The organism is Streptomyces sp. NPDC026377 (assembly GCF_055567715.1).
The window spans coordinates 88389-103805 of sequence record NZ_JBVHPV010000001.1; the positions used below are offsets into that span (position 1 = coordinate 88389).

Below are 15417 nucleotides of genomic sequence, written 5' to 3' on the forward strand. Positions count from 1 at the left end.
AGGTCCGACGGGGTCTCTGCTACACTTCGCGGCCCACGTGACCGAGGTCATGGTGGCCGGAGGGAACCAAGGTACCGGGGAGAACGTTGTTCACCCCTCCTGAACTGGCCCTCACAGCCGCGCGTGGGCTAGACCACTGGGTCGGGAAACACGCTCGTAACACCGGGTCGACCCCCTGGATCGCGCCCTGTTGAGCCGTGCGGCCTACAGAAGAGAGGCCCACCGCCCCCATTCGGGGCCGACGAGCGGGTTTTCCTTGTGAAGAACTTCACGAACTTTCTCGCGGAGGGTGCTCCGGAGGGCCCGCCAGGGGCCCTCCGGAGCCGGTTTCACGCGATCGACCAGGCGATTCCGTCGAGGATGTCGTGCTCGCTCACCACGACCTCCGAGGCCCCCGTGCGCTCCATGACGGCCGTCAGGACGAGCGCGCCCGCGGCGATCACGTCGACGCGGCCGGGGTGCAGCACCCCGATCGCCGTGCGCTCCTCGTGGGTGGAGGACAGCAGGCGCTCGGTGACCCGCTTGACGTCCTCGTAGGGGATACGGGAGTGGTGGATCGCCGCCGAGTCGTACGCGGGCAGGCCGAGCGCGATCGCGGCGACCGTGGTCACCGAACCCGCGAGACCCACCAGGGTGCGCGGCTCGCGCAGCGGGACCGTGCGCCCGGCCTCGTCCAGGGCGGCCTCGATGTCCGCCCTCATCGCCGCGATCTGCTCGGGCGTGGCCGGGTCCCCGGGGTGGTGGCGCTCGGTCATCCGGACGCACCCCACGTCCACCGAGCGGGCCGCCCGCACATGGCGCGAGCCGACCACGAACTCGGTGGAGCCGCCGCCGATGTCGACCACCAGGTAGTCGCCGTCGGCGTGCAGCTCCTTGGTGGCGCCGGTGAAGGAGAACTCGGCCTCCTGGTCGCCGGTGATCACCTCGGGTTCGACGCCCAGGATGTCCACCACGCCCCGGACGAACGCGTCCCGGTTCTCGGCGTCGCGCGAGGCGGAGGTGGCCACGAAGCGCACGCGCTCGGCGCCGAACTCCTCGATGACCGCCGCGTACTCGCGGCAGGCCGCGAAGGTGCGCTCCAGCGCCTCGGGGGCCAGGCGGCCCGTGCGGTCCACGCCCTGGCCCAGGCGCACGATCGTCATCCGGCGGTCCAGGTCGAGGAGTTCACCGGTGGCCGGGGCCGCGTCGGCGACCAGGAGGCGGATCGAGTTCGTCCCGCAGTCGATGGCGGCGACCCGGGTCACTTCCCGTCCTCCCCGGGCACGCAGGGGGTGACGCAGGGGCCCTTCGCCCACCACTCGGGGAGCATCGCGATCGCCTCGTCGCCCAGCGGGTTGACGCCGGGGCCTGCCGCCAGCGAGTGGCCGACCAGCACGTGCAGGCACTTCACCCGGTCCGGCATGCCGCCCGCGCTGGGGAAGCCCTCCAGGACCTCGATGGCGTCACGGCGGGCGATGTAGTCCTCGTGGGCGGCGCGGTAGGCCGCGGCCAGCTCGGGGTCGGTCGCCAGACGCTCCGTCATCTCCTTCATGACGCCGTTGGCCTCCAGCGTGCCGATCGCCGACGCGGCCCTCGGGCAGCTCAGGTAGTACGTCGTCGGGAAGGGCGTGCCGTCGGGCAGCCGGGGGGCCGTCTCGACCACGTCGGGGTTGCCGCACGGGCAGCGGTGCGCGATCGCGCGCAGTCCGCGCGGCGGGCGGCCCAGCTGCTCCTGGAAGGCGGCGATGTCCGCCTCGGTCGGCTCGGTGCGGGGAGTGCGGGGCGGGGGCGTTTCCATCGCGGTATCTGTCTCAGTCTCTGTCTGTCTGGATCGGTCGCCGGCGGTTCACGTCGTCAGTCGCCGGGGCGGTCGGCCTTGTCCACGCCGTCCCAGAGGTTCTGGTGCCAGGGGCGGCCGGTGGCGGCCTTGCCGTCGCGGCGGCCCTTGCCGGCCGACGGGTCGGTCACGGTGTAGCCGGTCTCGCCCGGGAACTGCATGTGCAGGTGCTCACGGGCCAGCCGCTTGATGTACGCGTCGTCCTGGAGCCGCGCCTTCTCGTCGCGCAGCCGCTCGACCTGCGCGGCCGCGTCGTGCTCCTTGCGGCGCTCCTCGGCGATGTCGCCGCGCTGCGACACGTACTGGCGCATCGGGTACGCGAGGGCCACCACCAGCGAGCACATCACCAGGGCGAGCAGCGCGGCCCGCCCGGTGAGCCGGGAGCGGCGTGCCTGGCGCTTGCTCTGCGACCGGTAGACACGGGCCGCGGTCTGCTCGCCGAGCACCTTGAGCCGGGCCGCGGTGGAGAACCGGTCCCGGTTGCCCTTGGCCATGTCGCCCCGCTCCCCTCACGTACGTACAACGTCCCCGGACACGGTACGGGACCGCGGCCGGGGACGTACGTACGACAGGGCGGTGGGCCCTGGCCGTGCCTACTGGTTCGCGGGGCGGAAGCGCGGGAAGGCGCTGCGGCCCGCGTACACCGCGGCGTCGTCGAGGATCTCCTCGATGCGCAGCAGCTGGTTGTACTTGGCGACGCGCTCGGAGCGGGCCGGGGCGCCGGTCTTGATCTGGCCGCAGTTGGTGGCGACGGCGAGGTCGGCGATGGTGACGTCCTCGGTCTCGCCGGAGCGGTGCGACATCATGCACTTGAAGCCGCTGCGCTGGGCCAGCTCGACGGCGTCGAGGGTCTCGGTCAGCGAGCCGATCTGGTTGACCTTCACCAGCAGGGCGTTGGCCGACTTCTCCTCGATGCCGCGGGCGAGGCGCTCGGGGTTGGTCACGAACAGGTCGTCACCGACGAGCTGGACCTGGTCGCCGAGCCGGGCGGTGATGGTGCTCCAGCCGGCCCAGTCGTCCTCGAAGAGCGGGTCCTCGATGGAGACCAGCGGGTACGCGGCGACGAGCTCCGCGTAGTAGTCGGTCATCTCGGCGGCCGTGCGGGACTGGCCCTCGAACTCGTACTTGCCGTCCTTGTAGAACTCGGACGCGGCGACGTCGAGGGCGAGCGCGACGTCCTTGCCCGGGGTGTAACCGGCCTCCTTGATGGCCTCCAGGATCAGGTCCAGGGCGGCGCGGTTGGAGTCCAGGTTCGGGGCGAAGCCGCCCTCGTCGCCGAGGCCGGTGGACAGGCCCTTGCGCTTCAGGACGGCCTTGAGGGTGTGGTAGACCTCGGTGCCCCAGCGCAGCGCCTCGGAGAAGGACTCCGCGCCGATCGGGGCGATCATGAACTCCTGGATGTCGACGTTGGAGTCGGCGTGCGACCCACCGTTGAGGATGTTCATCATCGGAACGGGCAGCAGGTGCGCGTTCGGGCCGCCCAGGTAGCGGAAGAGCGGCAGGTCGCTGGCCTCGGAGGCGGCGTGGGCGACGGCGAGCGAGACGCCGAGGATGGCGTTGGCGCCGAGCGAGCCCTTGTTGTCCGTGGCGTCCAGGTCGAACATCGCCTGGTCGATCAGGCGCTGCTCGGTGGCGTCGTAGCCGACGAGCTCCGGGCCGATCTGCTCGATCACGGCGAGGACGGCCTTCTCGACGCCCTTGCCCTGGTAGCGGCTGGGGTCGCCGTCACGCAGTTCGATGGCCTCGAAGGCGCCCGTGGAGGCGCCGGAGGGGACGGCGGCACGGCCGGTGCTGCCGTCGTCGAGGCCGACCTCGACCTCGACCGTGGGGTTGCCTCGGGAGTCCAGGATTTCCCGGGCTACGACGACGTCGATGGACGGCACGAGCATCTCCTTCTGGGATGTGACGCGGAAAACGCCGGGCCGCGTGGTCCGGCACCCCTGAGCCTAACCGGCTCCGGGGCATCCACCAGCCGACCGACCGGCCCGTGGGACGAAACGGGGGGCAAAATGTTCCCGAACAAAACAAACCCCCGCGCCCTGCGGGTCCCCTGCGGGATGCGGTGCGGGTCCCCTGCGGGATGCGGTGCGTATTCGTCTGCGGCCCGGTGGGGGCTGGTCGCGCAGTTCCCCGCGCCCCTTCGGGTGCCTAGGTGCGCCTTTGTCCGCGGACCGGCTGGGGCTTGGCGCGCAGTTCCCCGCGCCCCTGGTGGTGCGGGCACCTACAGGGGCGCGGGGAACTGCGCGGGCAACACACCACCGGGCCGCAGGCGAACCCCCGGCCGAGAAGGGGCGCGGGGAACTGCGCGATCAGCCAGCGACGGCCCGCGGACGAAATCCCGGCTCGGAAGGGGCGCGGGCAACCCGCCACCGGCCCCCGGCCCAAGAAGGGGGGTGGGGGCCGTGTGCTCGGCCACAGACGGACCGCAGGCCCCGCACCCCCGGGCCGGGAGGAGGCTCAGCTCAGGTGGAGCTGCTGGTTCACGTAGATCAGGTTGGCGTCCTTGACGACGTCCTTGTTCAGCTCGAACAGCTTCTCCCAGCCGCCCTTGACCCCGTGCGCCGAGGCGATGGACCCCAGGGTGTCCCCGGCCTTCACCTGGTACTCGCCGTCGCCGGTCTTGACCGGGGCCGGACGGGACTCGCCGCGCGAGGCGGGGGCCGACTCGCGCTTCGGGGCGGGCGCGGCCTTGGGCGCGGCCTTCTTCGGCGCGGCCTTCTTCGGCGCGGCCTTCTTCGGCGTGGCCGGGGAGCCGGACGTGTCGACGTTCGCGGCCGAGCCGCCGGCGGTCAGGTTGCCCGCGCCGGCGCAGGACCAGGCACCCGGGCCCTGCATGGCGAGCAGCCGCTCGGCCGTGGCGATCTGCTGGCCCTTGCTGGCCAGGTCGGCGCGGGAGGCGTACTGCGTGCCGCCCGCCGCGGCCCAGGAGGACTGCGAGAACTGCAGACCGCCGTAGTAGCCGTTGCCGGTGTTGATGGACCAGTTGCCGCCGGACTCGCACTGGGCGACGGCGTCCCAGGTGGAGACGGAGGCGGCGGAGGCGGAGCCGGCGGCCATCAGCGGGGCGGCGACAGCGGCACCGGTGACACCGGCCAGCGTGACGACTCGGACGGCCTTGGACGGGCGGCGGTGCTTGCCCTTGCCGGAAAGCAGCATGGAGTTCTCCTCACCGACGCCTGCGAGGTGAGCTGTCGGGTTCGGGCGAGTGAGTGGCCCGGCCGCGCCCAGTGGCGCGTCTTCACCCCAAGCCGTTCCCTGGCCGCTTCGTACGTCTCGCCGTATGGCGTACGTCCCTCAACGGCCGGGCCCGGCGCTTACCTTGGGTCCCCCGCTCCTGCCTACGGCGCACAGAGCGTCGACTGTTCCCCGCGACCGGCGGCAGGATTCGGCGTTCCCGGTCGAAGGGGCCCGTGGTGACGAGCGCTTCGACCGTAAACACACCAACCCCTGATGTTCAAAGGGGCACATCAGGGAGAAATCGCCCCTCCCGACCCTCCCGCAACCCCCGTTTCCGCAGGTCGGGGGCGTAAGGCGCGTACCGGACGGACGGGACAGGGCAGTTGACGGAAAGAGACCCATGTCTCACTTGCGCAGAAGTGGACATAGGCCCCTGAACTACCCCTTGACCGGGGCCGGGTTGTCCGTCTTCGCCGGGTTCAGATCAAGGTTCTGGCCAGGCAGGATGAGGTTCGGGTCGGCGCCGATCGTCTTCTTGTTCGCCTTGTAGAGCGCGGACCAGCCGCCCTCGACCTTGTGCGAGCGCGAGATGTCCCACAGATTGTCGCCGGGGCGGACGGTGTAGTCGCCCTCGGCGGCGAGCACATCGCCCGACTCGCGTGACTCGGCGTCACCTCGCGAGGCGTGACGCCCCGATTCATGAGCGTTGTCCGTATTGCCCGGCTCGGTGGTCGCGGGGGTACCGGTCTCGGCCGGGTCCGGGGTGCCGCGGTGCTTGCCGCCGGTGGCGGACCCCGTGGCGGGGCCGGTGGCCGTGCCGGCGGGCTCGGTCGCGCCGTCCGTGCCGGTGGAGCCCGGCTTGCCGCTCGCGCCCGTGGACGGCGCCGAGGGCGTCGTGGAGGACTTGGGGGCGGTCGAGGACGACGGGGACGGCGTGGTGGACGCCGGCGGCTTCTTGGCGGGCGCGGACGGCGTGGCCGTGGTGTCCGGGGTCGCGGCCCCCTCCTCGGAGGGGACGTACGGCGAGGGCGTGGCGCCCGGGTCCACGGACGGGGCGCCGCCGCCCGTGGTGAGCCCGGAGATCCCCGAGCAGCTGGTGAAGGCCTTCGGGCCCTTCGCCGCGAGCACCTTCTCGGCGACCGCTATCTGCTGCGCCCGGCTGGCCAGGTCGGCGCGCTCGGCGTACGCCGTGCCGCCGTATTCCTGCCAGGTCTCCTGGGAGAACTGGAGCCCGCCGTACAGTCCGTTGCCGAAGTCGGCGCTCCAGGCGCCGCCGCTCTCGCACTCCGCCACGCTGTCCCAGGTGGACGCGGTGGCGGCGCTGGCGCCGCTCGCCGCGAAGAGCGGAAGGGCGAGGGCCGAGCCGGTCACCCCCGCCGCGACGACGAGTGCGGGAGCCTGGCGGGGGCGGCGGTGCCGTCCGTTCCCGGAGCGCATGCTGTGGCCTTCCGTGTGACTACGTCTATGACTGCTGAGCCGGGCGGGAAGCCTGGTTTGGCGAGTCGAGGGGTGAACGTAGCCGTACTCGAACGCTTGTCACAAGTCGATGCACCCGCGATAACGCGAACATCACAGTTTTGACGGACCGTCAGTTCCGCTGGGTGTGAACGCGACCGGAAGCGTGCGCAGTCCACGCATGATCAGGCCGCCCCGCCAGCGCAAATCGGCAGGATCTGCCGCTAGGCGCAGGTCAGGCAGGCGCCTCAACAAGGTGGCCAGCGCGGTCCTCGCCTCCAGTCTGGCCAGGGGTGCGCCCAGGCAGTAGTGGATGCCGTGGCCGTAGCCGAGGTGCTGGTTGTCGCGGCGGCCGAGGTCGAGCGTGTCGGGGTCGTCGAAGCGCTCGGGGTCGCGGTCGGCGGCGGCCAGCACGACCAGCACCGGGTCGCCCGCAGCGATGTCCTGGCCCCCGATCGTCAGCGGGCGGGTGGCGAAGCGCCAGGTGGCCATCTCCACGGGCCCGTCGTAGCGCAGCAGTTCCTCGATGCCGGTGTCCAGCAGGTCCGACTCCCCGGCCGCGAGCGAGGCCTGCAGCCGCTCGCGCTGCCCGGGGTCGCGCAGCAGCGCGTACATGCCGTTGCCGATGAGGTTCACGGTGGTCTCGAACCCGGCGAACAGGAGGATGAAGGCCATCGCCGCGGCCTCGTTCTCGGTGAGGTGCTCACCGTGGTCGCTGGCGCGGATGAGGCCGGAGATGAGGTCCTCGCCCGGGTTCTCCCGCTTGCGGTGGATGAGTTCGAGGAGGTAGCCGCGCATCTTCTTCACCGAGCGGGCCACGCCGCCGCGCGGGCCCTTGCCGTGCCGGATCATCATCCCGGCCCAGTCCCGGAAGTCGTCCTGGTCCTCGCGCGGGACGCCCAGCAGGTCGCAGATGGCGTAGATGGGCAGCGGGAAGGCGAACTCGTGGATGAGGTCGGCCTCCCCGCCCGCCGCGAAACGGTCGATGAGGGCGTCCGTCAACTCCTGCACCCGGGGCGCGAATTCGGCGACCGTACGCGGGGTGAACGCCTTCGACACCAGCCGCCGCAGCCGGGTGTGGTCGGGCGGGTCGATGTTGAGCAGATGCGTCATGAGCTCGGCCTTGCGCTCGCCCGGGATGCCCGTTCTGCCCCGGGCGTGCGCGGGCTCGTCGTGGTGCGCCGGGTTCTTGGAGAGCCGCTGGTCGGCGAGGGCCTGGCGGGCGTCCCCGTACCGCGTCACCAGCCACGCCTCGACCCCGCTGGGCAAGGTGGTGCGGCGCACGGGCGCGTGCTCCCGCAGCCAGGCGTAGGCAGGGTAGGGATCGGTGGCGAACTCCCAGGTGAACATCTCCGGGGCGGGGGGTGCCCCTGGCGGCGCCTGGTCCGGCGGGGTGGAGTGGCGGCCGGGGGCCCGGGTCGGCGGGGTCGGGGGCTGGGTGGCCGGGGTCGGGGCTCGGCCCGGGTCCTGGCCCGGAGTCGGGTCCTGGTTCCGGGGGTTCGTAGGGCTCACCGGTGTCAGGCCGTTTCCGTCGTGCGGATCGCGTCGCGGTACGCGCGTGCCGCCGCCCGCAGGGCCGCCTCCGGGTCCGTGCCGTCGGCCTCCGCCGCCACCGCCAGGGCGAGCAGCCGGTAGCCGATGCCCTCGCCGGAGGGCAGGGGCACCTCCAGGCCCGCCGTGCGGACCCGGGACGCCAGCTTGGCGGCGAGGGCGAGGCCGGGCTGGCCGAGGGGGATGCCATCGGTCACCGAGTCGCGGCGCTTCTCCTCGGCCTTCTGGCGCAGCCAGTGCTCCTTGACCTCCTCGGGCGTCTCGGCGTGCGCGTCACCGAAGATGTGCGGATGGCGGTGGATCAGCTTCTCCACGATCGTCCCGGCCACGTCGTCGATGGAGAACGGGTCCGCCCCGTCCTCCGCGCCCCCCTCCTCCGCGATCCGCGCGTGGAAGACGACCTGGAGCAGCACGTCCCCCAGCTCCTCGCGCAGCTCGTCGCGGTCGCCCTCCTCCACCGCCTCGACCAGCTCGTACGCCTCTTCCAGGGCGTACTTCGCCAGCCCCTTGTGGGTCTGCTGGGACGACCACGGGCACTCGCGGCGGATGCGGTCCATGACCTGGACGAGGTCGAGCAGCCGGGCGCCGGGCAGGTCGTACGAGCCGGGCAGCAGCTCCAGGTCGGGCATCGCGACCCGGCCGGAGCCCGCGAGCCGGGCCAGCCCGTCGGTGAGCCGGCGGTCGCCCTCGCCGGAGGGCAGGACGACGACCGTACGGCCCCCGGCGCACGCCGCGAGGAGCTCCTGGGCATCCGGCTCCGCGATCTCGGCCTCGACGCCCGCCTCGCGCAGATACGGCAGCTGCGGGTGGCCGGGGTCGGCGCAGAGCACCCGGTCGGCGGCGCGCAGCGTCTGCCACGCGGGCCAGGACAGCAGCCCGGGGGCCACCCGGTGGCTGGCGGTGAGCAGGACGACGCGGCCGGGTTCTTCGAGAGTCACCTCTCGAACCTACCCCGGCCGCCCGCCGCACCCGCCCCGGCCCGTCAGCCGGTGACGGGGGCCTCCTGCTCCGGGGCGTTCCGGGTCACCTGGGCGATCCACGGCGTCTTGGTGTCGGCGAGCTGGATCGCCTTGTCGTCCCAGGTCCCGTACCGCGGGTTCACGTCGATCTTCAGCTTCTTCGACGCCTCGTTGAGCGTCCTGGTGACGGAGGCCTGGCCGGTCGGCGTGGCGAGGTCGGCGCCGGTCGCGGCCGCCAGCCTGGTGAGCTGCACCTGCTCGCGCACCGCGTCGTCGATCTGGCCGGGGGCGACCCCGCGCTGCTGGAGGAGCATGGCGGCGAGCGCCTGCTCCCCGCCCGCCTGCCGGGCCATCGCCGCCCGCGCCTGCTGGAGCTCCTTGCGGCTGACGCTCACCCCGGCGTCGGCGGCGGCCCGGTCCAGCACCTTGTCGAAGATCAGGCCGTGCAGCTTGGCGCGGCTGAGCTGGCCGGTGTTCCGGATGAGCTGGGCGGACTGCGGCGAGGCCTGCTGCGCCGTACGGACGTCCTTGACCTGGGCCTGGAGGGCGGAGACCGGGATGCGGTCGCCCCCCACGACGGCGGCGGCGCCCGGATGGGCCTCGCTGCCGCAGGCGGTCAGGAGTGGCCCCGCGCCGAGGAGCGCGACACAGAGGGCGAGTGCGGTGCGACGGCGGCGGTGCAAAGGAGCCTCCCGGCGGATCGTGCGACAGTGCAGCGACCAGATGACCTATGACCTTGCGGTGATCGATGTTAGGCAGTCTCAGTGGTGTGGGCCACTGATTCGCTCAACGATTCGGCCGTCCCGCGGGTCTCGGGCCGCAGCATGATCGTCCGGGAGAGGACGAAGGTGACCGGGATGGCCGCCGCCGCGGCGATCAGCGGGGCCCAGGTGCTGCTGAGGCCGAGCAGGTCCACCAGTACGTACATCCCGGTCGTGGTGATCACGAAGTTGGCCGCGTTGGTGAGCGGGAAGAGCAGGAACTTCCGCCAGGTGGGCCGGGTGCGGTAGGTGAAGTACGAGGTGAGGAAGAAGGAGCCGACCATGGCCAGCAGGAAGGCCGTGACATGGGCGGCCACGTACGGCAGCCGCGGCAGGAAGAGCAGGTACAGGCCGTAGTACGTCCCGGTGTTCACCGCCCCCACCAGGGCGAACCGGACGATCTGGGCGGCGGTTCCCCGGGTCATCGGCGGGCGAACTCCCGGTCGGGGTGCTGACGCGGCAGCCGCCCGTCGGCCGGCGGAGCCGACGGCTCCGCCGCCCCCACATTGGTGTCCTGCACCAGGAAGTGCGGACGGCGCTTGACCTCGTAGTAGATACGGCCGACGTATTCACCGACCACGCCCAGCATCACCATCTGCACACCGGCGAGCGCGGTCACGACGACGAGCAGGGTGACATATCCGGGGGTGTCCACGCCGTTCACCATCGCGACACCGACGATCCACGCGGAATACGCCGTGGCGATCCCGAGCAGCAGCATTCCGAGATAGACGGCCGCCCGCAGCGGCTTGTTGTTGAACGAGATCATCCCGTCCAGGCCGTAGTTCAGCAGCTTTCCGAACGTCCAGGCGGAACGCCCCTGCTCCCGCACCGCGTTCTCGTAACTGAACGTGGTGGTACGGAATCCGACCCAGGCGAAGAGCCCCTTGGAGAAGCGGTTGTACTCGGTGAGTTCGAGCACCGCGTCGACCGTCCTGCGCGAGAGCATGCGGAAGTCTCCCACGCCGTCGACCAGTTCCACATCGACCAGGCGGTTGATCAGCCGGTAGTACAGGCGAGCGGTGAGGGTGCGGGTGACGCGGTCGCCCTTGCGGGTGCGCCGGGCGATCACCTGGTCGTGGCCCTGGGCCTGCAGGTCGAGCATGCGGCCGATCAGCTCCGGCGGGTGCTGGAGGTCGGCATCCATGATCACCACGGCGTCCCCGGCGGCGTGCCGCAGCCCGGCGAGCATCGCCGCCTCCTTGCCGAAGTTCCGACTGAAGGAGACATAACGGGCGCGCGGGTCGCGGGCGGCCGTCTCCTGGAGCAGCGCGAGCGTACGGTCCTTGCTGCCGTCGTCGACGTAAAGGAGCTCGAATTCCGCGTCGAGGCGGGAGATTTCCCTGGTCACCTGGTCATGGAAGCGGCCGATGATCTCCTCTTCGTTGAAGCAGGGCACGACAATCGAGATGAGCACGGTTCTCCCCCGTCGATACGGAGCGCGGAGTACGGCTGTGGCAGTCAACGAAGAACAACCGGGAAAGACGTCCGGGGCGGATTCACCGAATGACGGCCGGGCGTCGATTGCGTGAACTGAGCTCCCGGCCCGCTGATTTACCCGCACCGGTCCGGCATATTCGACGGCAGCGAACAGCAGAGGATCCCCATGCCGACTCTCGAAGCCGTCCAGCTTCCCCCCGCCGCCCCGCCCGCGCCCGCCGGAGCGCGCCGCCCGCGCGCACGGGCGTCCGCCCTCGCGGCCCTGGTCACCGTGGTCGCGGTGTGCGCCGCCGACGCGGTCGCCCGGTCCTTCCCCTTCGGGCGGCACACCCGCGGCGTCAACGACCTGGGCAACCAGTTCGTCCCGTTCCATGCCCATCTGTGGGACCTGCTGCACGGCCGCGCCCACGGCGGCGCGCTGGTCAACTGGCAGTCCGGGTACGGCACCTCGTTCCTGCCCGACATCGGTACGTATCTGGGCAGCCCGTTCGCGCTGCTGGTGGGGGTGTTCCCGCGCGACCGGATCGACCTCGCGGTGTATGTGATCACGGTCCTGAAGACGGCCGCGGCGGCCGTCGCCATGACCGTTCTGCTGCTCGCCCTGCGCCCGGGCGCGGGGCGGCGCTGGGTGGCCGGGGTGCTGGGGGCGGCGTACGCGCTGTGCGGCTGGTCGGTGATCGAGGCGACCTACAACCCCATGTGGCTGGACGGTCTGATCGCCTTCCCGCTGCTCTGCCTGGCCGGCGAGTGGGCCAGGACCCGCACCCGCCCGCTGGCCGGGCCGGTCGTGGTGGCGCTGGCCTGGACGGCGAACTTCTACACCGCGTACATGGCGACGATCGGCGCGGCCCTGGTCCTGCTGCTGCGGCTGTTCCTGGAGGAGACGCCCGGGGGGACGGGGACGGGCGCGCGGGCGCGGCTGTGGGCCCTGGCGCGCGCGGGGTGGACGACGGCGCTGGGCATCGGGCTCTCGGCCCCCGTCCTCTTCACGGTGTTCCTGGGCACCAAGCACGCGTATCCGGGCTGGAGCAAGGAGTTCGAACCGGTTCCGTGGAGCGACTTCCTGGCGCGCTGGCTCCCGGCGACATACAGCTTCTCCAGCCCCGCCCTGTTCCTTGGCACGGGGGCGCTGTTGCTCGCGGGCGCGCTGGCCTTCCACCGGGCGGTGCCGGAGCGCGAGCGGTACGCGTGGACGGGCCTGGCGCTCCTGGTCGCCCTCTCCTTCCAGTGGAAGCCGACGCATCTGGCGTGGCACGCCTTCCAGACGCCCAACGGCAGCCCGTACCGCCAGACGTTCGTGCTCAGCGGCATCCTGGTCATCGCCGCGTGGATCTGCGTGGCGGACGGCCTGCCGGAGAGGCGCGCGCTGCTCGGCGGGGGCGGGGTGCTGGCGATGATCGCGGGTGGGGCGGCCTTCAGCGAGCTGGTGTCGCCGTGGTCCTACCCCCTGTTCTTCGGCGGCCTGGCGGCCACGCTGGGGGCGCTGCTGGTCGCCGGGCGGGCGCGGGGCCGCCGGGCGGTGGCGCTGACCGCCGTACTGCTCCTGTCCGGGGCGCAGACCGCGCAGGCGGCGGTGACGGTGGCGTACGGCGACCGGGAGCGGCTGCACCGGCTCGACAGCTATCCCGCGTGGGGCGCGGCGCACGACGCGCGCGAGGAGGCGGTGGCCGGGGCGGACGGCTGGCCCGCGTACCGCACGGACCCGGGCCGGCGCCAGCTGACGGGCAACGACCCGCTGCTGGTGGGCGGCGAGGGCGCGTCGTACTACAGCAGCCTGACGCCGGACGTGCTGACCAGGACCATGACGGCGCTGGGCGGCGGCTGGACCTCGCGCGGCCGGTCCGTGCAGAGCCTGGACAACCCGGTGACGGACGCGGTGTTCGCGGTGGGGGCGCGGGTGCGGGCCGGGAAGGACGGCCGCCCGGAGGTCACCCGCGCCCCGGTGCCGCCGCTGGTGACGGTGCGGGGCGGTGGGAGCCCGGAGTACGGCGCGTCGCCTTTCCGGAACCAGGAGTTGCTGCTGGGGGCGCGGGTGTACACGCTGCCGCGCACGGTCGCCGAGGGGTGTGCGGCCGGGCAGGAGGCGTTCCTGTGGGCGCCGCAGTACACGGGGTGGGCGCGGCTGGGCACGGCGGGGAAGTGGGTCGAGTTCCGGGGCGGGGCGCCCAAGCGGCGGGCGGCGCTGGCCCCGCTGGGCGTCTCGGCGGGCCCGTCGTCCCGGGTGGTGCTGCGCCCCGCGTATCAGAAGGCACAACTGGGCTGTCTGGACCGGGGTGCGCTGACGGCTGCGGTGGAGCGGCTGCGGACGACGGGGGCGAGCGAGGTGGAGGTCACCGGCAGCGGGATACGGGCGGTGCTGCCCGCAGGGGCGGCCGGGACCGCGGTGTTCGCGATGCCGAGGATCGCGGGGTGGCGGTGCGCGGTGGACGGGGCCGCGGCCGGGCCCGCGGGAGCGTATCTGGGGCTGGTGTCGGTGGAGCTGCGGGGTTCGGCCTCCCCCACGGCCGTCTCCTGCTCCTTCCGCCCCCCGGGGCTGAGGGCGGGTTCGGCGGCGGGGGTGGCGGGGCTGCTGGGGCTGGGCGTCACGGGGGTGTGGGCGGCGGTACGCAAACGGCGGGCCGGGGCGCCGGTGCGCCCCTGACCCGCCGCTGTGCGTCCGGTGTGACCGGCTACTTCGCCACGACCGCGACCATCGAGTCCCAGGCGTTGCGGTCGACCGTGAGGGTCACACCGCCGTAGGTCTCCTTCTTGTTGATGGCGTACTGGTGGCCACGGCGGTGGCCCGACCACTTGGTCCCGAAGGGGTAGTTGGTGGTGGTCGACTCCGTGTCGTCGTACGCCGCGTACCAGATCGCGTCGGGCATGTCGGTGCCCGGCGAGACGGCGGCGACGGCGGCTGCGCTGGAGGAGGCGAAGCCGTAGTAGCCGGTGCGGTAGCCCTTGGCGTGCAGGGCCTTGTTCCAGGCGCGGGTGTAGGTGAGGACGGTGTCCTTGCAGGAGGTGTTCGTGAGGTCGAACCCCTCCATGTCGAGGTAGACCGGGCTGCCGGGCCGCATCCCGAGGGCGTTGGCCTTGGCCCCGGCGTCGGCGCCGTCCGTGGCCCCCAGGGAGGCGGCGGTCGAGGCGGTCATCTTCTCCGGGTTGCTGCCGGACTTGCAGGGCGGCTGCGCGCCGACGTAGAGCGGGATGAGCTTCCACCCCACGGCGCTGACCGCCTTCACCCAGTCACGGGTGAGCTGCGGCTGCGCGCACCCCCGGTTCTTGCCCCCGATGTACACGGCGGCGCCGCCGTACGGGGAGGCGGTCTTCCAGGTCTTCATCTGGGCGAGGGTGGGGGCGGTGCAGGTGTCGAAGGCGCGGCCGGTGTAGGTGGCGGGCTTGGAGAGGGAGACGGGGCGGGCGGGGCCGGCCGCGGTGGCGGCGGCCCCACTCCCACTCGCGCTTCCGCTCCCGGAGGCGGCCTCGGCGGTGAGCGCACCGGCCACGAGGAGGAGGATGCCGCCGGTGGCCATGGCTATGGTGCGGTGCTTTTTGGTGGTGCGGTGCTTGGACACAAAGCTCCTGGAGTACTCGGAGGAGTCGGACGGCCAAAGCCGTTTGGGCGCAGAGCGGAAAACAGGGCGACGAGCCGGAGATCCGGCTCGTCGCCCTGCGGAGCGTGTACTCAGTCGGTGCCGCGCACCCAGCTCAGGATCGCCTCGCGGTAGTGCATCGACTCTTCACCGCTCGTCATCCTGAGTTCGAACGCGTCGCGTGGCGTGAAGCCCGCGTCCCGGGCGAATACCCGGGACGCCAGCTCCGCTTGGCCTTCGCTTTCGAAGGCCAGCCAGCAGGAGTGCCCCTCCGGCGGTACCACGCCGTTGCGGTCGAGCTCCAGGGCCACGGCGAGCGCCGCGCCCTGGACCTCACGTACCCGTGGGTCGCCCTCACCGTGGTACGCGGCGACCGCCCGGGTGGCGTCGAGCGCGGCCGCGACGGCCGCACCGGACGGGTGGCCGCTCTCCGCGGCCCGGTCCCGGAGCCGGTCCACCAACGGAACCGACTCCTCCTGGAACCTTGCTTCCTCACCCTGGCCACCCAGCTCACGCCAAGCCGACTCGACGGACTGGACGGCCGCGAAGGAGTCGTCCTGCCGTGCGTACTTCTCGAAGAAGATCGACACGACCGAGTTGACCCTGGTGGCCACGGCGACCGAGAACCAGCGTTCCGCCGGCAACCGGTCAGCGGGGACTCCATGACTGGACATACGCCTCATCCA

At 72.3% G+C, this 15417-nt stretch carries 14 protein-coding genes and 1 riboswitch; of the genes, 1 reads left to right on the top strand and 13 read right to left on the bottom strand.

Annotated elements, in window-relative coordinates:
* Positions 1-329 precede the first annotated feature (329 nt).
* From ACZ4MU_RS00370 to ACZ4MU_RS00420, 11 genes are all read right to left on the bottom strand, one after another.
* Positions 330-1244, bottom strand: a complete 915-nt coding sequence (locus tag ACZ4MU_RS00370) for a Ppx/GppA phosphatase family protein (protein ID WP_467869189.1) — start codon at positions 1242-1244, stop codon at positions 330-332.
* Positions 1241-1777, bottom strand: a complete 537-nt coding sequence (locus tag ACZ4MU_RS00375) for a DUF501 domain-containing protein (protein WP_467869191.1) — start codon at positions 1775-1777, stop codon at positions 1241-1243. The genes ACZ4MU_RS00370 and ACZ4MU_RS00375 overlap by 4 nt, the downstream gene beginning before the upstream one ends.
* A 56-nt stretch (positions 1778-1833) precedes the next feature.
* On the bottom strand, positions 1834-2310 hold the full coding sequence (locus ACZ4MU_RS00380) for an FtsB family cell division protein (RefSeq protein WP_467869193.1): 477 nt from the start codon (positions 2308-2310) through the stop codon (positions 1834-1836).
* Positions 2311-2409: 99 nt separating this feature from the next.
* A complete protein-coding gene (eno, locus tag ACZ4MU_RS00385) occupies positions 2410-3699 on the bottom strand; it encodes a phosphopyruvate hydratase (protein WP_467869195.1) in 1290 nt (429 codons plus the stop codon).
* Positions 3700-4273: 574 nt separating this feature from the next.
* Positions 4274-4972: a transglycosylase family protein gene (locus ACZ4MU_RS00390; RefSeq protein WP_467869197.1), complete on the bottom strand. Its 699-nt coding sequence runs from the start codon at positions 4970-4972 to the stop codon at positions 4274-4276.
* A 2-nt stretch (positions 4973-4974) separates the two neighbouring features.
* A riboswitch (cyclic di-AMP (ydaO/yuaA leader) is annotated at positions 4975-5172 on the bottom strand.
* Between the two features lie 259 nt (positions 5173-5431).
* Complete coding sequence (locus tag ACZ4MU_RS00395) at positions 5432-6430, bottom strand: transglycosylase family protein (protein WP_467869199.1); 999 nt, start codon at positions 6428-6430, stop codon at positions 5432-5434.
* Between the two features lie 132 nt (positions 6431-6562).
* Entirely contained in the window at positions 6563-7798 is a 1236-nt protein-coding gene (locus ACZ4MU_RS00400) for a cytochrome P450 family protein (protein WP_467869201.1), read from the bottom strand.
* 167 nt (positions 7799-7965) lie between these two features.
* Positions 7966-8937, bottom strand: a complete 972-nt coding sequence (locus tag ACZ4MU_RS00405) for a nucleoside triphosphate pyrophosphohydrolase (RefSeq protein ID WP_467869203.1) — start codon at positions 8935-8937, stop codon at positions 7966-7968.
* A 44-nt stretch (positions 8938-8981) separates the two neighbouring features.
* A complete protein-coding gene (locus tag ACZ4MU_RS00410; RefSeq protein WP_467869205.1) occupies positions 8982-9641 on the bottom strand; it encodes a SurA N-terminal domain-containing protein in 660 nt (219 codons plus the stop codon).
* A gap of 68 nt (positions 9642-9709) precedes the next feature.
* Positions 9710-10144 (bottom strand): GtrA family protein, encoded by a 435-nt coding sequence (locus tag ACZ4MU_RS00415; protein WP_467869206.1) that lies wholly within the window; start codon positions 10142-10144, stop codon positions 9710-9712.
* Positions 10141-11136: a glycosyltransferase family 2 protein gene (locus ACZ4MU_RS00420; protein ID WP_467869208.1), complete on the bottom strand. Its 996-nt coding sequence runs from the start codon at positions 11134-11136 to the stop codon at positions 10141-10143. Before ACZ4MU_RS00420 ends, ACZ4MU_RS00415 begins: the two co-directional genes overlap by 4 nt.
* Before the next feature lie 189 nt (positions 11137-11325).
* On the opposite strand from ACZ4MU_RS00420, the gene ACZ4MU_RS00425 reads away from it, so the two are divergent.
* Complete coding sequence (locus tag ACZ4MU_RS00425) at positions 11326-13800, top strand: YfhO family protein (RefSeq protein WP_467869210.1); 2475 nt, start codon at positions 11326-11328, stop codon at positions 13798-13800.
* 28 nt (positions 13801-13828) lie between these two features.
* Here the strand turns inward: ACZ4MU_RS00425 and ACZ4MU_RS00430 are convergent, their stop codons facing one another.
* A complete protein-coding gene (locus tag ACZ4MU_RS00430) occupies positions 13829-14713 on the bottom strand; it encodes a glycoside hydrolase domain-containing protein (protein WP_467869212.1) in 885 nt (294 codons plus the stop codon).
* Positions 14714-14823: 110 nt separating this feature from the next.
* Complete coding sequence (locus tag ACZ4MU_RS00435; protein ID WP_467869214.1) at positions 14824-15405, bottom strand: hypothetical protein; 582 nt, start codon at positions 15403-15405, stop codon at positions 14824-14826.
* Between the last annotated feature and the right edge of the window lie 12 nt (positions 15406-15417).